Origin of the sequence: Pseudescherichia sp. (genome assembly GCF_031998825.1) — a bacterium.
Taxonomy (GTDB): domain Bacteria; phylum Pseudomonadota; class Gammaproteobacteria; order Enterobacterales; family Enterobacteriaceae; genus Pseudescherichia.
This window is the reverse complement of the sequence record NZ_DAMACX010000019.1, coordinates 57,473-78,699: the sequence shown is the minus strand read 5'-3', so window position 1 is coordinate 78,699 and position 21,227 is coordinate 57,473. Positions and strand designations below refer to the sequence as shown.

Genomic DNA, 21,227 nt, shown 5'->3' with positions numbered 1-21,227 from the left:
ACAAAGTGCATGAAGAGATCGACGAGGTGATGCACGAAGCGCAACAGGCAGTCGTGGATCAGGATAAGCTGGAAGAGGAGATGGGCGATCTGCTGTTTGCCACCGTCAATCTTTCACGTCATTTAGGGGTCAAAGCCGAGGTGGCGCAGCAAAAAGCTAACCTCAAATTCGAACGTCGCTTCCGGGAAGTGGAACGCATTATCGCCGCCCGTGGCCTGGAAATGACCGGTGTGGACCTCGACGCGATGGAAGAAGTGTGGCAGGAAGTAAAACGCCAGGAATCTGATCTCTAACGGGTTTTTGCGATCAAGCGCAATTTGTGTGATTTTTTAAATGACAAGCGCTTGATTTGCGTCAAAAACATTTACCCAAAAGGGGCTATTTTCTCACTCCCAATATGAGTCAAAGCCTGAGACAGGAGACGGAGAATGAAAGTTTGTGGCGCTCGCCGTGTTCGGGTATACTACTTTCCCGTCCTGGTTATTCCATCGTTTCACCCTAACTTCTCAGGTTCAGCATGACAACGAACTATATTTTTGTGACCGGCGGGGTTGTATCCTCTCTGGGTAAAGGCATTGCAGCCGCCTCCCTCGCAGCCATTCTTGAAGCCCGTGGCCTTAACGTGACCATGATGAAACTGGATCCGTATATCAACGTCGATCCGGGTACCATGAGTCCAATCCAACACGGGGAAGTGTTCGTTACGGAAGACGGCGCCGAAACCGACCTGGATCTGGGCCACTACGAGCGTTTCATTCGCACCAAAATGACGCGCCGCAACAACTTCACTACTGGCCGTATTTACTCTGACGTACTGCGCAAAGAGCGCCGTGGCGACTACCTGGGCGCAACCGTTCAGGTTATTCCGCACATCACTAACGCCATTAAAGAGCGCATCATTGCCGGTGGCGAAGGCCACGACGTGGTGCTGGTTGAGATTGGCGGTACCGTAGGTGATATCGAATCCCTGCCGTTCCTCGAAGCGATCCGCCAGCTGGCGGTAGATATCGGCCGTGAACACGCGCTGTTTATGCACCTTACCTTGGTGCCGTATATGGCTGCCGCGGGCGAAGTGAAAACCAAGCCAACCCAGCACTCGGTAAAAGAGCTGCTCTCTATCGGTATTCAGCCGGACATCCTGGTTTGCCGCTCCGATCGCGCCGTACCTGCCAACGAACGTGCGAAAATTGCATTGTTCTGTAACGTGCCGGAAAAGGCCGTTATTTCAATGAAAGACGTCGATTCGATTTATAAAATTCCAGGCCTGTTGAAATCACAGGGGCTGGACGATTATATTTGTAAACGATTCAGCTTGAACTGTCCGGAAGCTAACCTGAGCGAATGGGAACAGGTTATCTACGAAGAGGCGAATCCGTCAGGTGAAGTCACCATCGGTATGGTCGGCAAGTACATTGAACTGCCGGATGCCTACAAGTCGGTGATTGAAGCGCTGAAGCATGGCGGCCTGAAAAACCGTGTTACCGTCAACATCAAATTGATCGATTCGCAAGATGTTGAAACACGTGGTGTAGAAATCTTGAAGGATCTGGATGCTATCCTGATCCCTGGTGGCTTCGGCTACCGTGGCGTAGAAGGTAAGATCGCCACCGCGCGCTATGCGCGTGAACACAATATTCCTTATCTAGGTATCTGCCTGGGTATGCAGGTTGCGCTGATCGAGTTTGCGCGCAACGTGGCGGGGATGGACAACGCTAACTCAACGGAATTTGTGCCAGACTGTAAGTTCCCGGTTGTGGCTCTCATTACCGAATGGCGTGACGAAGAAGGCAACGTCGAAGTGCGCTCTGAGAAGAGCGACCTGGGCGGCACAATGCGCCTTGGCGCACAGCAGTGCCAGCTTGATGATGATAGCCTGGTGCGTCAGATGTACGGTTCGCCGACTATTGTCGAACGTCATCGTCACCGCTATGAAGTTAACAACATGCTGTTGAAACAAATTGAAGCTGCGGGTCTGCGTGTTGCAGGCCGTTCCGGCGATGATCAGTTGGTCGAGATCATCGAGGTGCCAAACCATCCGTGGTTTGTTGCCTGTCAGTTCCACCCGGAATTTACTTCAACGCCGCGCGATGGGCATCCGCTGTTCTCAGGCTTTGTGAAGGCCGCCAGCGACTACCAGAAGCGTCAGGCGAAGTAAGAGTTAGAGCGTCGATGCACCCCCTGGGGTGCATCGATTGTCTGGAGTTTTAATTAACTTGTACTGAGGAAATCCTAATGTCCAAAATCGTTAAAGTCATCGGTCGTGAAATCATCGACTCCCGTGGTAACCCGACTGTTGAAGCCGAAGTACACCTGGAAGGTGGTTTCGTCGGTATGGCTGCTGCCCCGTCAGGTGCTTCTACCGGTTCCCGCGAAGCGCTGGAACTGCGCGATGGCGACAAATCCCGTTTCCTGGGTAAAGGCGTGACCAAAGCCGTTGGCGCAGTTAACGGCCCGATCGCTCAGGCTATCCTTGGCAAAGACGCCAAAGATCAGGCTAACATCGATAAGATCATGATCGACCTGGACGGTACTGAGAACAAATCTAACTTCGGTGCTAACGCAATTCTGGCTGTTTCCCTGGCGAACGCCAAAGCTGCCGCTGCTTCTAAAGGCCTGCCGCTGTATGCGCACATCGCTGAACTGAACGGCACCCCGGGCAAATACTCTATGCCGGTTCCGATGATGAACATCATCAACGGTGGCGAGCACGCTGACAACAACGTAGACATTCAGGAATTTATGATTCAGCCGGTTGGCGCGAAATCCCTGAAAGAAGCCGTACGTATGGGTTCAGAAGTGTTCCACAACCTGGCGAAAGTGCTGAAGTCTAAAGGCATGAACACCGCTGTGGGCGACGAAGGCGGCTACGCGCCGAACCTGGGCTCCAACGCCGAAGCACTGGCTGTTATCGCTGAAGCGGTAAAAGCAGCGGGCTACGAGCTGGGTACCGACATCACTCTGGCGATGGACTGTGCAGCCTCTGAGTTCTACAAAGATGGCAAATACGTTCTGGCTGGCGAAGGCAACAAAGCATTCACCTCTGAAGAGTTCACCCACTTCCTGGAAGATCTGACCAAACAGTATCCGATCGTCTCCATCGAAGATGGCCTGGACGAGTCTGACTGGACCGGCTTTGCATACCAGACCAAAGTGCTGGGCGACAAAATCCAGCTGGTGGGCGACGACCTGTTCGTAACCAACACCAAGATCCTGAAAGAAGGCATCGAGAAAGGCATCGTTAACTCCATCCTGATCAAATTCAACCAGATCGGCTCTCTGACCGAAACTCTGGCTGCGATCAAAATGGCGAAAGACGCTGGCTACACTGCGGTTATCTCTCACCGCTCTGGCGAAACTGAAGATGCAACCATTGCTGACCTGGCTGTGGGTACCGCTGCTGGCCAGATCAAAACCGGTTCCATGAGCCGTTCTGACCGCGTTGCTAAGTACAACCAGCTGATTCGTATCGAAGAAGCGCTGGGTGAACAAGCACCGTACAACGGTCGTAAAGAGATCAAAGGCCAGGCATAATCACCTGACTTTTTACTCTTAATAGAAAACCCGCTGCGGCGGGTTTTTTTATTGCTGCAATAGCGCAGCTGCTGCACATGACCTTAGGGCAGGGATCTGCGATACTTACGTTTTATAGCCAAACAGAGATGAGTATGCAGTACCCGATTAATGAGATGTTCCAGACCCTGCAAGGCGAGGGTTACTTTACCGGCGTTCCCGCTATTTTTATCCGGCTGCAGGGATGCCCGGTAGGCTGTGCCTGGTGCGATACCAAGCACACCTGGGATAAGCTCGCCGATCGAGAAGTGTCCCTCTACAGCGTGCTGGCGAAAACCAAAGAGAGCGACAAGTGGGGCCCGGCAAGCAGTGAAGATCTGCTGGCCATTATTGAGCGCCAGGGCTATACCGCTCGCCACGTGGTGATCACCGGTGGCGAACCCTGCATTCACGATCTGATCCCGCTGACCATGCTGCTGGAGAAAAATGGCTTTAGCTGCCAGATCGAAACCAGCGGCACTCACGAAGTCCGCACCTCGACTAACACCTGGGTAACAGTTTCACCGAAGGTGAACATGCGCGGCGGGTACGATATTTTACAGCAGGCGTTGGATCGTGCAGATGAGATCAAGCACCCGGTTGGCCGGATGCGCGACGTTGAGGCGCTGGATGAACTGCTGGCGACCCTGCACGACGACAAGCCGCGAGTAATTGCGCTTCAGCCGATCAGCCAGAAAGAGGATGCGACGCGTCTGTGCATTGAGACCTGCATCGCTCGCAACTGGCGTCTGTCGATGCAGACGCATAAATACCTGAATATTGCCTGATATAAACCGATAAGCCCGGTGGCGCTAACGCTTACCGGGCCTGGGTTAACCGTGCTGCGACCTTTATTCGCCGCGATACACACAGCCCGCCGTGCAGGTCTCTTTGATTGTCACCGCACTCAGCAGCGGTACAAGCGGCTTCATCTCTTCCCAGATCCACTTCGCCAGCACTTCGCTGGTCGGGTTCTCCAGGCCAGGAATATCGTTCAGATAGTAGTGATCCAGTCGGTCATAGGTCGGCTTGAAGGCGGCCTTCAGCTCGGAGAAGTCCATGATCCAACCCGTATGGGGATCGACTTCACCGGTAATTTCCAGGCGCACCATAAACGAGTGGCCATGCAGGCGACCGCATTTGTGGCCTTCGGGCACGTGCGGCAGACGGTGAGCGGCTTCGAAGATGAAATCTTTAAATAACGTGGTAGACATGATGAATTCTCAGACAGGCAAAAACCGCCGCATACTACCGGAATTGACCATTTTTGGCATTAACTAAAACAGGCAAAAGCGGTAAAGCCTGGGGTGTAGGGGTGAAACCTGGATTTTACCTTTTTAAATCATGTAGTTAATCAACCTGTTTTACTGTTAATAACTATAACTAAAAGCGGTTAGCGTTTTTAGTTATTTGTTATTTCCAACCCTTCTTTAATTGTTATTATTCACGCCGTTACCCTTACACTCTGTTCTGTTTTTACGCTTTTTTAATAGCTTTGCTTACTGGAACATAACGACGCATGACGACACAGGCCCCACCTTCCGCTTTGCTTCCGCTGAACCCGGAGCAGCTGGCACGCCTTCAGGCAGCCACCACCGATTTAACACCGACCCAGCTTGCCTGGGTTTCCGGCTACTTCTGGGGCGTGCTTAACCAGCAGCCTGGCGCAGCAGCGATGGCCGCAGCACCGGCCCCGGCGGTAGATACGCCGACGATCACGCTGCTGAGCGCATCGCAGACCGGCAATGCCCGTCGCGTAGCGGAAGCACTGCGTGACGATCTGCTGGCGGCGAAGCTCAACGTCAACCTAGTTAACGCTGGCGACTATAAATTCAAACAAATTGCCAATGAAAAGCTGCTGGTTGTGGTTGCTTCGACCCAGGGTGAAGGGGAGCCACCGGAAGAGGCGGTCGCGCTGCATAAGTTCCTGTTCTCGAAAAAAGCGCCGAAGCTTAACGGTGCAGCCTTCGCCGTCTTTGGCCTGGGCGATACCTCCTACGAATTCTTCTGCCAGTGCGGTAAAGATTTTGACAGCAAGCTGGCAGGGCTGGGCGCAGAGCGCCTGCTGGATCGCGTGGATGCCGACGTTGAGTATCAGACGGCAGCCAGCGAGTGGCGCGCGCGCATCGTGGATATTCTGAAGGCCCGCGTGCCGACCGAAAGCCCCGCCCAGGCAGCGGTCACCGCTACCGGCGCGGTCAACGAGGTCTTCTCCAGCCCCTATACTAAAGAAGAGCCGCTGGTGGCCACGCTCGCCGTGAACCAGAAGATCACCGGCCGCGACTCTGAGAAAGACGTGCGCCATATCGAGATCGATCTGGGTGATTCTGGCCTGCGCTATCAGCCGGGCGACGCGCTGGGCGTCTGGTATCAAAACGATCCGGAGCTGGTGCGCGAGCTGATAGAGCTGCTGTGGCTGAAAGGCGACGAGCCGGTCACCGTGGATGGCAAAACGCTGCCGCTTTCTGAAGCGCTGGCGTGGCACTTTGAGCTGACGGTAAACACCGCCAGCATCGTTGAGAACTACGCTAAGCTGAGCCGCAGCGAAACGCTGATGCCGATGGTGGGCGACAAGGCCCGTCTTCAGCACTATGCTGCCACAACGCCGATCGTCGACATGGTGCGCTTCTCTGCCGCCCAGCTGGATGCCGAGGCGCTGATTGGCCTGCTGCGTCCGCTGACGCCGCGCCTCTACTCCATCGCCTCATCCCAGGCGGAAGTGGAAAGCGAAGTGCACGTCACCGTTGGCGTGGTGCGCTATGACGTTGAAGGCCGTGCCCGCACCGGCGGCGCGTCAGGCTTCCTCGCCGATCGCGTGGAAGAGGATGGCGAGATCCGCGTGTTCATTGAACACAACGACAACTTCCGCCTGCCCGCTAACCCAGAAACACCGGTGATCATGATTGGCCCAGGCACCGGCATCGCACCGTTCCGCGCCTTTATGCAGCAGCGTGCGGCGGACGAAGCGCCGGGTAAAAACTGGCTGATCTTCGGTAACCCGCACTTTACCGAAGATTTCCTGTACCAGGTGGAGTGGCAGCGCTACGTCAAAGAGGGCGTGCTGAACCGCATCGATCTGGCCTGGTCCCGCGACCAGAAAGAGAAAATATACGTACAAGATAAACTGCGCGAACAGGGCGCAGAGCTGTGGCGCTGGATCAACGAAGGTGCACACATTTATGTCTGCGGCGACGCGACGCGTATGGCGCGCGACGTTGAGCAGGCTTTACTGGAAGTGATTGCCGAGTTCGGTGGCATGGATACCGAAACGGCTGACGAATATTTAAGTGAGCTGCGCGTAGAGCGCCGTTATCAGCGAGATGTCTACTAATGAGCGATAAACACCCAGGTCCGCTGGTGGTCGAAGGTAAACTGACCGACGCCGAGCGTATGAAACGTGAGAGCAACTACCTGCGCGGTACGATTGCGGAAGATCTGAACGACGGGCTTACCGGCGGTTTTAAAGGTGACAACTTTCTGCTGATCCGCTTCCACGGTATGTATCAGCAGGATGACCGTGATATTCGTGCCGAACGCGCCGAGCAGAAGCTGGAGCCGCGCCATGCCATGATGCTGCGCTGCCGTCTGCCGGGCGGGATCATCACCCCGGCGCAGTGGCAGGCCATCGACAAGTTCGCCGAAGAGAAGACCATCTACGGCAGCATCCGTCTGACTAACCGTCAGACCTTCCAGTATCACGGTATTCTGAAGAAGAACGTCAAGCCTGCTCACCAGATGCTGCATGAAGTGGGTCTGGACGCGCTGGCGACCGCCAACGACATGAACCGTAACGTGCTCTGCACCTCTAACCCGATTGAGTCCGAGCTGCACGCAGAGGCTTACGAGTGGGCGAAGAAGCTCTCCGAGCATCTGCTGCCGCGCACCCGCGCCTATGCTGAGATCTGGCACGATGCGGAGAAGGTGGCGACCACCGACGAAGAGCCGATCCTTGGGCAGACCTATCTGCCGCGTAAGTTCAAAACCACGGTGGTGATCCCGCCGCAGAATGACGTCGATCTGCACGCTAACGACATGAACTTTATCGCTATTGCCGAGAACGGCAAGCTGATCGGCTTTAACCTGCTGGTGGGTGGCGGCCTCTCTATCGAACACGGTAACAAGAAAACCTACGCCCGCACTGCGAGCGAGTTTGGCTTCCTGCCGCTGGAGCACACCCTGGCGGTGGCGGAAGCGGTAGTAACCACCCAGCGCGACTGGGGCAACCGTACCGATCGTAAAAACGCCAAGACTAAATATACGCTGGAGCGCGTGGGCGTCGAGACTTTCAAAGCGGAAGTTGAGCGTCGGGCAGGCATGAAGTTTGAGCCGGTTCGTCCGTATGAGTTTACCGGCCGCGGAGATCGCATCGGCTGGGTAAAAGGTATCGATAACAAATGGCACCTGACGCTGTTTATCGAAAACGGTCGTATCCTTGATTACCCGGATCGTCCGCTGAAAACCGGCCTGCTGGAGATCGCGAAGATCCATAAGGGCGACTTCCGCCTGACTGCGAACCAGAACCTGATCGTCGCGGGCGTGCCGGAGAGCCAGAAGGCGAAGATTGAGAAGCTGGCCCGTTCCCACGGTCTGATGGATGCGGTTAAGCCGCAGCGCGAGAACTCCATGGCCTGCGTCGCCTTCCCGACCTGTCCGCTGGCGATGGCGGAAGCGGAGCGTTTCCTGCCGAGCTTTGTTGATAAAGTCGAAGCGATCATGGAGAAGCACGGCGTTGGCGACGATCACATTGTGATGCGCGTGACCGGCTGTCCGAACGGCTGTGGCCGTGCGCTGCTGGCGGAGATGGGGCTGGTGGGTAAAGCGCCGGGTCGTTACAACCTGCATCTTGGCGGCAACCGTATGGGCACGCGTATTCCGCGCATGTACCGTGAAAATATCACCGAGTCAGAGATTCTCGACTCTATCGACGTGCTGGTAGGCCGCTGGTCGAAAGAGCGTGAAGCGGGCGAAGGCTTCGGCGACTTCACCATCCGTACCGGGATTATCCGTCCGGTGCTGGATCCGGCCCGGGATTTCTGGGAGTAACGTGGTCATGCCCGGTGGCGCTTTGCTTACCGGGCCTACAAAACCGTAGGCTGGGCAAACGCAGTGCCGCCCGGCAGAAGTGAGGGGTATATGTCCAGACTCGATCTTAATGCTTTAAACGATCTGCCAAAAGTCGAACGCATTCTGGCGCTGGCAGAGACTAACGGCCAACTGGAAAAACTGAGCGCGGAAGAGCGCGTCGTCTGGGCATTAGAGAACCTGCCCGGTGAGTACGTGCTCTCCTCAAGCTTTGGTATCCAGGCGGCGGTGAGCCTGCATCTGGTTAACCAGATCAGCCCGGATATTCCGGTGATCCTCACCGATACCGGCTACCTGTTCCCGGAGACCTACCAGTTCATTGATGAGCTGGCAGACAAGCTCAAGCTGAACCTGAAGATTTACCGTGCGGAGCAGAGTCCGGCATGGCAGGAAGCGCGCTACGGCAAGCTGTGGGAGCAGGGCGTTGAAGGCATCGAGAAGTACAATGAGATCAACAAGGTCGAGCCGATGAACCGCGCCCTGAAAGATCTGAATGCGCAGACCTGGTTCGCCGGCCTGCGTCGGGAGCAGTCAGGCAGTCGCGCTACGTTGCCGGTGCTGGCTGTCCAGCGCGGCGTGTTTAAGGTGCTGCCGATCATCGACTGGGACAACCGTACCGTCTACCAGTATCTGCAAAAGCACGGGCTCAAGTACCACCCGCTGTGGGACCAGGGCTACCTCTCGGTGGGCGATACGCACACCACCCGCAAATGGGAGCCGGGCATGGCGGAGGAAGAGACCCGCTTCTTCGGCCTCAAGCGCGAATGCGGGCTGCACGAAGGGTGATAAACCTTATGAAAATGCTGACTTTTAGGTCGGCATTTTTTTTGGGTTTTATTTCTATTAATTTTCACGAGAATCGGCACGCTTCATCACTTGCGATCGGGTTTTAACCGGCTGTCGAATTGAAACGGAATGGCTTTTGATTTTTGTGTGAGCTCGAAGAAACCGGGGTGTTCAGGGTTAAGCAGGTAGTTATATTCCACGGGGGATAAAGCACTGGGAACACGCAGGGCGATGGATGCTTTAGTGAAGCACCAGGCGTCCCCGTAAGCGGCCAGTTCTGGTGGCGCTTCTTCATCAGCCCAGTTATCAGGTATTTCTTCCATATTGGCCTTTTGAACTTGGTCGTCAGGCACATCAATACTCAATAGCGTGAAATAATCCATAATCTGCGCTGCACGCAGATGCACCAGGGTTTCCAGCATAGTCAGGGACGCGGTTTCTGATACATACACCATCGCCGTGCCAACGTTATTCCAGCGGCCCCCAGCCTCTTTTGCTCCATATCCTGTCCAGGCTGTAGAAAGATACTTTGTCTTTGTAAGCCGATAGAGGATCAAGAGTAGACCCCATGCTCCAGACGAGTGATCAGCTTCATGACCTCATAAGCCCCGGTTTCGGATGCCATAAGGTCTGCCGGCACTTTCCAGCCCAGCGCACGGTTAGGCTCATTTAACCATTTTTGCGCTTCATCCTTATCACCTTCGAACAGTTCTACCGCCCGATCAAGGACACGAATGATGCGCACCAGCCGTTCACTCTGATCGGCACTGAATCGTGCTTTCAGACTGCGGCTGAATGTGGTTGATGGGATACCTGACATTTTGCGCAGGTCGTTTTGCGTTATCTTCGCCCAGTCAACGATCAGGCTAGCAACTTTGCCATCAAGACCTTCGTTAATCTGACCCAGCAATGCCACACCATCAGCATTGTTTAAACCAGCCACCTGCCATAAACGGGGCGGCCTGGCCTGAGTCGTGGATACGCTAAACGTTTTCATGGTTAACCTCCATTTGGTAATTTAATTATATCCATATGGTGGCTCATGGGCAAATATTAACCGCTTGAAGTATTACCCTACTAAGGCCTTAACCTTAGCTCTGATCACTTCCAGTTCCTGCTCTGTTACTCTGCCTTTTTTCGCTGCGTTTCTGACTTTCCAGGCGATGCATTTCACCTGATCGGCAAGCGCTACTGCGTTACGCTCACCGGAGAGTTCTACTTCAAAAGGGTAGCCCTTTGCCTTTGTGGTACAGGGAACACAAAGGCAAAGCCCTGTTTTATTGTTATAGATGAATGGACTTAGCACGACGGCAGGACGATGTCCTGCCTGCTCATTTCCTTTAGTTGGGTCAAAATCAACCCATATGAGATCCCCTGAATCGGGTACGAATCGACTTATCATTTACCAGGTTTCCTTACCTTCAGGTTTACCCCATTCCACCAACTCATGTTGGTTATCGGCGGTGATCTCTTCAACCAGTTCCGCAAGCGAAAACTCAGTTCCGCTCCTTACTGGCTCGATGACAAGCTTACCTTCTACCAAATCGATCTTAACTTCATCATCAATATTAAGATTAAGGGCCTGCATTAACGTTGCTGGGATCCGGATCGCAGGAGAGTTTCCCCAACGTTTTACATTACTGCGAATCATATCTACCTCATGGTATACAGCCTGTGTCTACATTGTAGATATTTTTTGGTGTAGATACAATGTATCATAGCGCCCAAATCCCATACCATCGGCTTCAGGCACCTTTCTCCGCTTTCGCCAGCTCTTTCATTAGCGGCAGCATAATACGCATCACGTCACGGCTGCGGCGCTCAATGCGGCCGGGCAGGGCGCTGTCGAGGAACTGCTGGTTATCCAGCCGGACGTTATGCCAGCTGGTGCCGTCGGGGAAGGCTTTGGTTTTTGCCCGCTGCTGGTAGCCATCCTTTTTCCCCAGCGACCAGTTCGTGGCCTCGACGGAGAGCACCGGAATACCCGCGCGATCGAACACTTCGCTATCGTGGCAGCAGTCGGTGCCTTTCGGATAGTCCGGGTTCAGGCCCGGATTGGTGGTGGCGGTAATACCGTGCTGGCGGGCAATGGCTAAAGCCCGATCCCGGGTCAGCTTGCGCACTGCGGCAGGCGTACTTTTACCGCTGTTAAAGTAGAGTTTGTCACCGACGATCAGGTTATCGAGATTGATCACCAGCAGGGTATTTTTCTTCTCGGCGTCGCTCATGCGCTGCAACAGATTTTCTGCGCCCAACCGTCCTTCTTCCTCGCCGCTGGTGGCGATGAACCGAATGCCGTACTGGGTCTGAATATGCTTAAGCTGGTCCGCCAGCTCCAGCATCACCCCCAGACCGGCAGCGTTATCATCAATCCCTTGCAGCGTCAGGCCGCCGAGGTTGTTATCGCTATCGGCATCGCTGCGCGGCGCATAGGTATCGAGGTGCGCCATCACAATGATCTGCTGGGCCAGCTTGCCTTCATGGGCGGCGATCACCGTACTGCCAGTCACGTTGTGCCAGTTCTGATTCTTATTGCGTGAGGTGTAGATGTAACGGCTGTTGAACTTGCGGATGTCGCTCTGGTAGCCCATCTGTTCAAACTGCTGGCGCAGATAGTCAGCTGAGAGCATCTCCGCAGGCGTACCGGTCATGCGCCCCGGGAAATAGGTAGCAATATGGCGGGCCTGCTCGCTGGCCATCTCGCCGGGCTGACTGGCTTTGGCCTGCGCCGGCACGGTAAAGCACACACCGAGCGCCAGAGCTACAACGAGGTGGCGCAATGCGGGAAACATAGTGAGTCCTTAAAAATGAAGCAAAATTTTTGACGTGCATAGTATGAAACTGTGATCGAAGTTACACAATTTCAATTACGCTTAAACGCCCGTATTTTCTCGCGTTAAGCACTTTTTGATATTTGCTTTTGCTCAACGTTATTCCATTGAGTAACTACTCATTCCAATTCGTAATTTCATTCGTCCTTAGACGCCCCCTATAGTCCCTCTATCCTTTGTTTTTAGCGACTCATGCGACGTATAACAGACGCACAGAACAGATCGTCTCGTGTGGTAAATTTCCCTTTAAGGAACGGTTATGGATCAAAAACGACTCACCCACCTGCGACAACTGGAGGCGGAAAGCATCCATATTATTCGCGAGGTGGCGGCTGAATTCTCCAATCCGGTGATGATGTACTCCATCGGTAAAGACTCCAGCGTTATGCTGCACCTGGCACGCAAGGCCTTCTATCCGGGCACGCTGCCTTTCCCGCTGCTGCATGTCGATACTGGCTGGAAATTCCGTGAGATGTATGAGTTCCGTGACCGTACCGCCAAAGCCTACGGCTGCGAACTGCTGGTGCATAAAAACCCGGAAGGGGTGGCGATGGGGATTAACCCGTTCGTGCACGGCAGCGCCAAGCACACCGATATCATGAAGACGGAAGGGCTGAAGCAGGCGCTGAATAAGTACGGCTTTGACGCGGCCTTCGGTGGTGCGCGCCGCGACGAGGAGAAATCCCGCGCGAAAGAGCGTATCTACTCCTTCCGCGACCGCTTCCACCGCTGGGACCCAAAAAACCAGCGTCCTGAGCTGTGGCACAACTACAACGGCCAGATCAACAAGGGCGAGAGCATCCGCGTCTTCCCGCTGTCGAACTGGACCGAACTGGATATCTGGCAGTACATCTACCTGGAAAATATCGAAATCGTTCCGCTCTACCTGGCGGCTGAACGTCCGGTGCTGGAACGTGACGGCATGCTGATGATGATCGATGACGATCGTATCGACCTGCAGCCGGGCGAAGAGATCAAACAGCGCATGGTGCGCTTCCGTACCCTCGGCTGCTGGCCGCTGACCGGCGCGGTAGAGTCCGATGCCCAGACGCTGCCGGAGATCATCGAAGAGATGCTGGTCTCCACTACCAGCGAACGTCAGGGGCGCGTCATCGACCGTGACCAGGCCGGCTCGATGGAGCTGAAAAAACGCCAGGGATACTTCTAAGGAGCCGCCATGAATACCACTATTGCCCAACAAATTGCTAACGAAGGCGGCGTCGAAGCGTACCTGCACGCTCAGCAGCATAAAAGCCTGCTGCGCTTCCTGACCTGCGGTAGCGTCGACGACGGTAAAAGCACCCTGATTGGCCGCCTGCTGCACGACACGCGCCAGATTTATGAAGATCAGCTCTCCACGCTGCACAACGACAGCAAGCGCCACGGTACCCAGGGCGAAAAGCTCGACCTCGCGCTGCTGGTGGATGGCCTGCAGGCCGAGCGTGAGCAGGGCATCACCATTGACGTGGCCTACCGCTACTTCTCTACCGAAAAACGTAAGTTTATTATCGCTGATACCCCTGGGCACGAGCAGTATACCCGTAACATGGCTACCGGGGCCTCTACCTGCGATCTGGCGATCCTGCTGATTGACGCGCGTAAAGGCGTGCTGGATCAGACCCGTCGCCACAGCTTTATCTCCACCCTGCTGGGCATTAAGCACCTGGTGGTGGCGGTAAACAAAATGGACCTGGTAGAGTTCAGCGAAGAGACCTTTGAAACGATTCGCCAGCAATACCTGACCTTTGCCGAGCAGCTGCCGGGCAACCTCGACATCCGCTTTGTTCCGCTGTCGGCGCTGGAGGGCGATAACGTTGCCAGCCAGAGCGCGAGCATGCCGTGGTACAGCGGCCCGACGCTGCTGGAAGTGCTGGAGAGCGTTGAGATCCACCGCGTAGTGGAAACCCAGCCGATGCGCTTCCCGGTGCAGTACGTTAACCGCCCGAACCTCGACTTCCGCGGCTTCTCCGGTACCGTTGCCTCCGGCAGCGTTAAGGTCGGCCAGCGCGTTAAGGTGCTGCCGTCCGGCGTAGAGTCCACGGTTGCCCGCATTGTGACGTTCGATGGCGATCTGCCGGAAGCGGGCGCGGGCGAAGCGGTTACGCTGGTGCTGAAGGATGAGATCGATATCAGCCGGGGCGATCTGCTGCTGGATGCGCAGGAGAGCCTGCCAGCCGTGCAGAGCGCGGCGGTGGACGTGGTGTGGATGGCTGAACAGCCGCTGACCCCAGGCCAGAGCTACGATATCAAAATCGCAGGCAAGAAGACCCGGGCGCGCGTGGATGGCATTCAGTATCAGGTGGATATCAACAACCTGACCCAGCGCAGCGTCGACGCGCTGCCGCTGAACGGTATCGGCCTGGTCGACCTGACCTTTGACGAGCCGCTGGTGCTGGACAAGTACCAGGACAATCCGGTTACTGGGGGGATGATCTTTATCGACCGCCTGAGCAACGTCACCGTCGGCGCAGGCATGGTCAATCAGCCGAACGCTGATGCTGTGGCAGCGCCGTCCGAGTTCAGCGCCTTTGAGCTGGAGCTGAACGCCCTGGTACGCAAGCACTTCCCACACTGGGGCGCACGCGATCTGCTGGGAGGCAAATAATGGCGGAGCATGACGAAAACGTCGTCTGGCACGCCCATCCCGTCACCGCGCAGCAGCGGGAGCAACTCCACGGTCACCGTGGGGTTGTGCTGTGGTTTACCGGGCTATCCGGCTCGGGTAAATCCACGGTCGCCGGTGCGTTGGAAGAGGCGCTGCACCGTCTGGGCGTCAGCACCTATCTGCTCGACGGCGACAATGTGCGCCACGGTCTGTGCAGCGATCTGGGCTTCAGCGACGACGATCGCAAGGAGAACATTCGCCGCGTGGGCGAGGTGGCCCGGCTGATGGTGGATGCGGGTCTGGTGGTGCTGACTGCTTTCATCTCCCCGCACCGTGCGGAGCGGCAGATGGTGCGCGAGCGCGTAGGCGAGGGGCGTTTCTACGAGGTCTTTGTGGATACCTCTCTGGCCACCTGCGAAGCGCGGGATCCCAAAGGGCTGTATAAAAAGGCGCGTGCCGGTGAGCTACGCCATTTTACCGGGATCGATTCCGTATATGAGGCTCCGGTATCGCCAGAGGTGCACCTTGATGGCGAACAATTGGTAACAAATTTGGTGGCTCAATTATTAGATCTACTGAAACGGGACGATATTATCAGATCCTGAGACAACGCCGGGTGTTGCGCCCGGCAAGTCAGGTCACAGGATCCACTATGCGCAATAGCCAGAATATTACTATCAATCCATCTGAAACCGGCGTTGCCAACGACGAGCCGACCTGGTCACTGCCAGGGGCCGTGGTTGGCTTTGCCTCATGGCTGCTGGCGCTAAGCATACCGTTCCTGCTGTATGGCTCTAACACCCTCTTTTTCTTCCTCTATACCTGGCCGTTCTTTCTGGCACTGATGCCCGTTGCGGTTGTGGTAGGCGTGGCAATCCACTCCCTGCTCAACGGCAGGCTGGTCTATAGCAGCCTGGCAACGGCGCTCGCCAGCGTTGCGATGTTTGGCATGCTATTTATGTGGCTGATGGGTTAAAGCACGCCATAATTCAAACCGTAACGCTTTTTAAGACGATGTTTCCAGGAGAGGACAGTGCCTGGAGCGCGTGAGGTATGGTACATTTGGCAGCGTCGTTACGGCATCGGCTTAGAGTGGAGTCCTGGCGTAAGTTATGGGATGATGATGCCGTTTTACAGGGGGCAGGATGGGTAAATTAACGCTGCTGTTGCTGGCTTTGCTGGTCTGGCTACAGTATTCATTGTGGTTTGGCAAGAATGGCCTCCACGACTTCAGCCGCGTCAGCGATGATGTCACGGTACAGCAGGCAACAAACGCTAAGCTAAAAGCGCGTAACGATCAGCTTTTTGCCGAGATCGACGATCTCAACGGCGGTCAGGAAGCGATTGAAGAGCGTGCACGTAACGAACTCAGTATGACCAAGCCGGGCGAAACCTTTTATCGTCTGGTTCCGGATGCGTCCAAACGCAGCCCAGGGTCACCACAAAACAGTCGATAACAGGCCCAGGTTTTCTTACATGGCAGCAATAGTTCCGGCCATCTGTGCCGTCGTACCGGCCGCCGGATTTGGCCGCCGTATGCAAACGGAATGCCCTAAACAGTATCTTTCGATTGGCAATAAAACCATCCTTGAACACTCGGTTGCGGCGCTGCTGGCGGATCCGCGGGTGGAGAGGGTGATTATTGCCGTCAGTCCGGGCGACGAGCGTTTCGCCGGGCTACCGCTGGCGCATCATCCTCAGGTTACCGTGGTTGACGGGGGCGCAGAGCGCGCCGATTCGGTGCTAGCGGGGCTGCACGCCGCCGGCGATGCCGAGTGGGTGCTGGTACATGATGCGGCTCGCCCCTGCCTGCATCAGGACGATCTCTCCCGTCTGCTCTCCCTCTGTGAAACCAGCCGTACGGGTGGCATTCTGGCCGCCCCGGTGCGCGATACCATGAAGCGCGCCGAGCCAGGCAAGAGCGCTATCGCCCACACCGTGGATCGTAACGATCTGTGGCACGCGTTGACCCCACAGTTTTTTCCGCTTGCACTGCTTAAAATGTGCCTGACGCGGGCGCTTAATGACGGGGCGACCATCACCGATGAAGCCTCGGCGTTGGAGCACTGCGGCTACCATCCCGAGCTGATCGCCGGCCGCGCTGATAATATTAAAGTCACGCGACCTGAAGACCTGGCGCTGGCAGAATTTTATCTTACCCGTAACGCCTATATGGAGAACTGATAATGCGTATTGGACACGGCTTTGACGTACACGCCTTTGGTGGCGAAGGCCCGATTATCATCGGCGGCGTACGTATTCCCTATGAGAAAGGCCTGCTGGCGCACTCCGATGGCGACGTAGCCCTGCATGCCTTAACCGATGCGCTGCTTGGCGCGGCGGCGCTGGGGGATATCGGCAAGCTCTTCCCGGATACCGATCCGGCATTTAAAGGCGCAGACAGCCGCGAGCTGCTGCGCGAGGCCTGGCGTCGTATCCAGGCGAAAGGCTATACCCTTGGCAACGTTGATGTGACGATTATCGCCCAGGCACCGAAAATGCTGCCGCATATACCGCAGATGCGCGTATTTATTGCCGAAGATCTCGGCTGCCACATGGACGACGTCAACGTTAAGGCCACCACCACCGAGAAGCTGGGCTTTACCGGGCGCGGCGAAGGCATCGCCTGTGAAGCCGTGGCGCTGTTGAATAAGGCGGCTAAATGACCGAGTTTGACGCGCTGACGTACCTGCACGGCAAACCCCAGGGCAGCGGCCTGCTGAAGGCCAACCCGGAAGATTTCGTCGTGATAGAAGATTTAGGCTTCGCTCCCGACGGCGAGGGCGAGCATATTCTGGTGCGGGTGCTAAAAACCGGCTGCAATACCCGCTTTGTCGCCGACGCGCTGGCAAAATTCCTCAAGATCCATGCCCGGGAGATCAGCTTTGCCGGGCAGAAAGATAAGCATGCGGTGACCGAGCAGTGGCTCTGCGCCCGCGTGCCGGGTAAAGAGATGCCGGATCTCAGCGCCTTTCAGCTCGAAGGCTGCAAGGTGCTGGAGTACGCCCGCCACAAGCGTAAGCTGCGGCTGGGGGCGTTGCAGGGCAACCAGTTTACGCTGGTGCTGCGCGAGGTAAGCGATCGTGCTGACGTTGAGGCACGCCTCAGTGCCATTGCAGAGCAGGGCGTGCCGAACTACTTCGGCGCACAGCGTTTCGGTATCGGCGGCAGCAACCTGCATGGTGCGCTGCGCTGGGCGCAGAGCGATGCCCCGGTGCGCGATCGCAATAAACGCAGTTTTTGGTTGTCGGCGGCCCGTAGCGCGTTGTTTAATCAGATCGTCAGCGAGCGCCTGAAAAAAGCGGACTTTAATCAAGTTGTTGACGGCGATGCGCTACAATTAGCGGGGCGCGGAAGCTGGTTCGTGGCGACGCCGGAAGAGCTGGCGGCGCTGCAGGCGCGTGTCGATGACAAAGCGCTGATGATTACCGCTGCGCTGCCGGGCATCGGCGAGTGGGGAACCCAGCGCGAGGCGCTGGCGCGTGAAGAGGCGGCCGTGAGCGATTCGCCTCTGCTGCAGTCCCTGCTGGTGCGCGAAAAAGTCGAGGCTTCGCGCCGGGCCGCGCTGCTCTATCCGCAGCAGCTGAGCTGGGAGTGGTGGGACGATGTCACCGTTGAGCTGCGCTTCTGGCTGCCAGCCGGTAGCTTTGCCACCAGCGTTGTAAGGGAACTTATCAATACATCGGGTGATTATGCGAATATTGCTGAGTAACGATGACGGGATCCATGCGCCAGGTATTCAGACTCTGGCCCATGCTTTACGGGAATTTGCCGATGTGCAGGTTGTCGCGCCCGATCGTAACCGCAGCGGGGCCTCTAACTCCCTGACGCTGGAATCTTCACTTCGTACGTTTACCTTCGAGAACGGCGACATTGCCGTACAGATGGGCACGCCCACCGACTGCGTCTTTCTTGGCGTCAATGCGCTAATGCGCCCGCGTCCGGACGTGGTGATTGCCGGGATCAACGCCGGGCCAAATCTCGGCGACGATGTGATCTACTCCGGGACGGTGGCCGCAGCAATGGAGGGGCGTCATCTTGGCTTTCCTGCGCTGGCGGTCTCGCTTAACGGCTACACACACTATGACACCGCTGCCGCCGTGACCTGCTCAATTCTGCGCGCCCTGAGCCGGGAGCCGCTGCGCACCGGTCGGATCCTCAATATCAACGTGCCCGATCTGCCTCTTGATGAGATCAAAGGCATTCGCGTAACCCGCTGCGGCAGCCGCCATCCCGCGGATAAGGTGATCCCGCAGGAGGATCCGCGCGGCAATACGCTCTACTGGATTGGTCCGCCGGGTGAGAAGCACGACGCCGGGCCGGACACCGACTTTGCCGCCGTGGATGAAGGCTACGTCTCGGTAACGCCGCTGCATGTGGATCTCACCGCACACAGCGCGCATGATGTTGTTTCGGACTGGTTAAGCCGTGCCGGAGTGAACACGCAATGGTAAGCAGACGCGTACAAGCCCTTCTCGATCAGTTACGCAGCCAGGGCATCAAAGATGAGCATGTCCTGGAGGCCATCGCACGGGTTCCCCGTGAGAAATTTATTGATGAAGCGTTTGAACACAAAGCGTGGGAGAACGTCGCGTTACCTATCGGCCAGGGGCAAACTATTTCGCAGCCCTATATGGTAGCGCGTATGACCGAGCTGCTGGCGCTGACGCCGGACTCAAGGGTGCTGGAGATCGGCACCGGCTCAGGCTACCAGACCGCGATTCTGGCGCATCTGGTGCGCCATGTCTGCTCCGTCGAGCGGATCAAGGGCTTACAATGGCAGGCGCGTCGTCGCCTGAAGCAGCTCGATCTGCACAATGTTTCAACCCGTCATGGCGATGGCTGGCAAGGGTGGCAGGCACGCGCCCCGTTTGATGCCATCATCGTGACGGCCGCCCCGCCGGAGATCCCCGCCGCGCTTCTGGCGCAGCTGGATAACGGCGGCATTCTCGTTTTACCCGTGGGCGATGAGCACCAGCAGTTGAAGTGCATCCATCGACGGGGAAGCGAATTTATCATCGAAACCGTGGAAGACGTACGTTTTGTCCCGCTGGTGAAAGGCGAGCTGGCCTGAGACCCGGATTTTTCCTAAAGTTTTCAGCGAGTTTAAGCGTAAGGTGGGGCGGCGTTAAATAACGCCACGGTTTTCAACACGCACAAGTAAATACATTTTTGGGGGATAAATGAGCACGGGAAGCCCAACATTCACCTTAAGCCGGATTGCGGCATTGTCACTGGTTTCGCTCTGGCTGGCAGGATGCTCAAATTCTGGTAATCCACCCGCGCCGGTAAGCTCCGTAGACGGCAGCAGCGCATCAGGCAGCAGCACCGAATCCGGAATGTTAATTACCCCTCCACCGAAGATGGGCAGCACGCCGCAGCAGGCTCCGCAAATTCAGCCGGTCCAGCCGGTTATCGCGCCGCCAACGACGATCCAGCCTTCGACCGCGCAGCCAGTTACTTCGCAACCGGTGATTTCGCAGCCCGTGCAGACGCAAAATGGCCGAATTGTTTACAATCGCCAGTATGGGAACATTCCGAAAGGTAGCTATACCGGCGGCAGCACTTACACTGTGAAACGCGGTGATACACTGTTTTACATTGCCTGGGTAACTGGTAACGATTTCCGCGATCTGGCCCAGCGAAATGGCGTCGCCGCCCCGTATGGCCTGAATGTCGGGCAGGTTCTCCAGGTTGGAAACTCATCCGGTACGCCAATAACTGGCGGTAACGCAATCACCCAGGCCGATGCTTCCGCACAAGGAATCGTGACGCAACCTGCACAAAATTCAACCGTAGTAGTTGCGCCGAAACCGACAATTACGTATTCTGAGGACTCAGGTGAACAGAGTGCTAACAAAATGTTGCCTAACAATAAGCCTGCGACGGTAGTCACAGCGCCTGTTACAGCACCATCTGTTAGTACGACCGAACCGACAGCCAGCAGTACCTCTACCAGCGCACCGATTTCATCCTGGCGCTGGCCAACTGATGGCAACGTTATCGATAACTTCTCTGCAACCGAAGGTGGCAATAAAGGGATCGATATCGCAGGGTCGAAAGGCCAGGCTATCGTCGCGACCGCAGATGGACGCGTGGTATATGCCGGTAACGCTCTGCGCGGTTACGGTAATCTTATTATCATCAAACATAACGATGATTACCTGAGTGCCTACGCCCATAACGACACAATGCTGGTCCGGGAACAACAAGACATCAAGGCGGGGCAGAAGATAGCTACCATGGGTAGCACCGGCACCAGTTCGACACGTTTGCATTTTGAAATTCGTTACAAGGGGAAATCCGTCAACCCGCTGCGTTATTTGCCGCAGCGATAATTTGGCAAAGTCGTTATACTCACCTTTGCTTTGCCG

25 protein-coding genes are annotated in these 21,227 nt (G+C 56.1%); 18 read left to right on the top strand and 7 right to left on the bottom strand.

Features of this window, described 5'->3' with window-relative positions:
* The 4 genes from RTP97_RS11010 to queE form a co-directional block, all read left to right on the top strand.
* Nucleotides 1-293, top strand: a 293-nt coding sequence (locus RTP97_RS11010; RefSeq protein ID WP_312413524.1) for a MazG nucleotide pyrophosphohydrolase domain-containing protein, incomplete at its 5' end; no start/stop codon positions are given.
* A gap of 224 nt (nt 294-517) precedes the next feature.
* Entirely contained in the window at nt 518-2,155 is a 1,638-nt protein-coding gene (gene pyrG, locus RTP97_RS11005; protein WP_312413522.1) for a glutamine hydrolyzing CTP synthase, read from the top strand.
* A gap of 77 nt (nt 2,156-2,232) precedes the next feature.
* Nucleotides 2,233-3,531, top strand: a complete 1,299-nt coding sequence (gene eno, locus RTP97_RS11000; protein WP_312213718.1) for a phosphopyruvate hydratase — start codon at nt 2,233-2,235, stop codon at nt 3,529-3,531.
* Between the two features lie 134 nt (nt 3,532-3,665).
* On the top strand, nt 3,666-4,337 hold the full coding sequence (gene queE, locus RTP97_RS10995; RefSeq protein ID WP_042387845.1) for a 7-carboxy-7-deazaguanine synthase QueE: 672 nt from the start codon (nt 3,666-3,668) through the stop codon (nt 4,335-4,337).
* A gap of 63 nt (nt 4,338-4,400) precedes the next feature.
* Here the strand turns inward: queE and queD are convergent, their stop codons facing one another.
* On the bottom strand, nt 4,401-4,763 hold the full coding sequence (gene queD, locus RTP97_RS10990; RefSeq protein WP_042387843.1) for a 6-carboxytetrahydropterin synthase QueD: 363 nt from the start codon (nt 4,761-4,763) through the stop codon (nt 4,401-4,403).
* A gap of 305 nt (nt 4,764-5,068) precedes the next feature.
* On the opposite strand from queD, the gene cysJ reads away from it, so the two are divergent.
* From cysJ to cysH, 3 genes are all read left to right on the top strand, one after another.
* Nucleotides 5,069-6,880: an NADPH-dependent assimilatory sulfite reductase flavoprotein subunit gene (gene cysJ / locus RTP97_RS10985; RefSeq protein WP_312413520.1), complete on the top strand. Its 1,812-nt coding sequence runs from the start codon at nt 5,069-5,071 to the stop codon at nt 6,878-6,880.
* Complete coding sequence (gene cysI, locus RTP97_RS10980; RefSeq protein WP_312413519.1) at nt 6,880-8,592, top strand: assimilatory sulfite reductase (NADPH) hemoprotein subunit; 1,713 nt, start codon at nt 6,880-6,882, stop codon at nt 8,590-8,592. Before cysJ ends, cysI begins: the two co-directional genes overlap by 1 nt.
* Before the next feature lie 90 nt (nt 8,593-8,682).
* Nucleotides 8,683-9,417 (top strand): phosphoadenosine phosphosulfate reductase, encoded by a 735-nt coding sequence (gene cysH, locus RTP97_RS10975; RefSeq protein WP_312413518.1) that lies wholly within the window; start codon nt 8,683-8,685, stop codon nt 9,415-9,417.
* An 86-nt stretch (nt 9,418-9,503) separates the two neighbouring features.
* On the opposite strand, the gene RTP97_RS10970 is transcribed toward cysH, so the two are convergent.
* From RTP97_RS10970 to RTP97_RS10950, 5 genes are all read right to left on the bottom strand, one after another.
* On the bottom strand, nt 9,504-9,974 hold the full coding sequence (locus RTP97_RS10970) for an RES family NAD+ phosphorylase (RefSeq protein WP_312413517.1): 471 nt from the start codon (nt 9,972-9,974) through the stop codon (nt 9,504-9,506).
* Nucleotides 9,971-10,414, bottom strand: a complete 444-nt coding sequence (locus tag RTP97_RS10965) for an antitoxin Xre/MbcA/ParS toxin-binding domain-containing protein (protein WP_268106928.1) — start codon at nt 10,412-10,414, stop codon at nt 9,971-9,973. The genes RTP97_RS10970 and RTP97_RS10965 overlap by 4 nt, the downstream gene beginning before the upstream one ends.
* A gap of 72 nt (nt 10,415-10,486) precedes the next feature.
* Complete coding sequence (mazF, locus tag RTP97_RS10960; protein WP_312213706.1) at nt 10,487-10,819, bottom strand: endoribonuclease MazF; 333 nt, start codon at nt 10,817-10,819, stop codon at nt 10,487-10,489.
* Complete coding sequence (mazE, locus tag RTP97_RS10955; RefSeq protein WP_312413515.1) at nt 10,820-11,068, bottom strand: type II toxin-antitoxin system antitoxin MazE; 249 nt, start codon at nt 11,066-11,068, stop codon at nt 10,820-10,822.
* Nucleotides 11,069-11,162: 94 nt separating this feature from the next.
* Nucleotides 11,163-12,209 (bottom strand): aminopeptidase, encoded by a 1,047-nt coding sequence (locus RTP97_RS10950; protein WP_312413513.1) that lies wholly within the window; start codon nt 12,207-12,209, stop codon nt 11,163-11,165.
* 298 nt (nt 12,210-12,507) lie between these two features.
* On the opposite strand from RTP97_RS10950, the gene cysD reads away from it, so the two are divergent.
* The 10 genes from cysD to RTP97_RS10900 all read left to right on the top strand — a co-directional run bounded on the left by cysD (nt 12,508) and on the right by RTP97_RS10900 (nt 19,927).
* Nucleotides 12,508-13,416 (top strand): sulfate adenylyltransferase subunit CysD, encoded by a 909-nt coding sequence (cysD, locus tag RTP97_RS10945; RefSeq protein WP_042387833.1) that lies wholly within the window; start codon nt 12,508-12,510, stop codon nt 13,414-13,416.
* A 9-nt stretch (nt 13,417-13,425) separates the two neighbouring features.
* A complete protein-coding gene (gene cysN / locus RTP97_RS10940; RefSeq protein ID WP_312413511.1) occupies nt 13,426-14,853 on the top strand; it encodes a sulfate adenylyltransferase subunit CysN in 1,428 nt (475 codons plus the stop codon).
* Nucleotides 14,853-15,458 carry an adenylyl-sulfate kinase gene (cysC, locus tag RTP97_RS10935; RefSeq protein ID WP_312213698.1) on the top strand — a complete coding sequence of 202 codons (606 nt, stop codon included), beginning with the start codon at nt 14,853-14,855 and terminating at the stop codon, nt 15,456-15,458. The genes cysN and cysC overlap by 1 nt, the downstream gene beginning before the upstream one ends.
* Before the next feature lie 47 nt (nt 15,459-15,505).
* Nucleotides 15,506-15,829: a DUF3561 family protein gene (locus RTP97_RS10930; protein WP_312413509.1), complete on the top strand. Its 324-nt coding sequence runs from the start codon at nt 15,506-15,508 to the stop codon at nt 15,827-15,829.
* 169 nt (nt 15,830-15,998) lie between these two features.
* Entirely contained in the window at nt 15,999-16,310 is a 312-nt protein-coding gene (gene ftsB, locus RTP97_RS10925) for a cell division protein FtsB (RefSeq protein ID WP_103818268.1), read from the top strand.
* A 19-nt stretch (nt 16,311-16,329) separates the two neighbouring features.
* Nucleotides 16,330-17,037, top strand: coding sequence for a 2-C-methyl-D-erythritol 4-phosphate cytidylyltransferase (gene ispD, locus RTP97_RS10920; RefSeq protein WP_312413507.1), 708 nt, complete (start codon nt 16,330-16,332; stop codon nt 17,035-17,037).
* Between the two features lie 2 nt (nt 17,038-17,039).
* Entirely contained in the window at nt 17,040-17,519 is a 480-nt protein-coding gene (ispF, locus tag RTP97_RS10915; protein WP_312227766.1) for a 2-C-methyl-D-erythritol 2,4-cyclodiphosphate synthase, read from the top strand.
* Complete coding sequence (gene truD, locus RTP97_RS10910) at nt 17,516-18,565, top strand: tRNA pseudouridine(13) synthase TruD (protein ID WP_312413503.1); 1,050 nt, start codon at nt 17,516-17,518, stop codon at nt 18,563-18,565. The genes ispF and truD overlap by 4 nt, the downstream gene beginning before the upstream one ends.
* Entirely contained in the window at nt 18,546-19,307 is a 762-nt protein-coding gene (surE, locus tag RTP97_RS10905) for a 5'/3'-nucleotidase SurE (protein WP_312213688.1), read from the top strand. Before truD ends, surE begins: the two co-directional genes overlap by 20 nt.
* Nucleotides 19,301-19,927 (top strand): protein-L-isoaspartate(D-aspartate) O-methyltransferase, encoded by a 627-nt coding sequence (locus RTP97_RS10900; protein ID WP_312213686.1) that lies wholly within the window; start codon nt 19,301-19,303, stop codon nt 19,925-19,927. Before surE ends, RTP97_RS10900 begins: the two co-directional genes overlap by 7 nt.
* Before the next feature lie 54 nt (nt 19,928-19,981).
* Here RTP97_RS10900 and RTP97_RS10895 read toward each other — a convergent pair whose 3' ends face one another.
* Nucleotides 19,982-20,182: a hypothetical protein gene (locus tag RTP97_RS10895; protein ID WP_312213684.1), complete on the bottom strand. Its 201-nt coding sequence runs from the start codon at nt 20,180-20,182 to the stop codon at nt 19,982-19,984.
* Between RTP97_RS10895 and nlpD the strand changes: the two genes are divergently transcribed.
* Complete coding sequence (gene nlpD / locus RTP97_RS10890) at nt 20,088-21,191, top strand: murein hydrolase activator NlpD (protein WP_312413528.1); 1,104 nt, start codon at nt 20,088-20,090, stop codon at nt 21,189-21,191. The genes RTP97_RS10895 and nlpD overlap by 95 nt on opposite strands.
* Nucleotides 21,192-21,227: the final 36 nt, after the last annotated feature.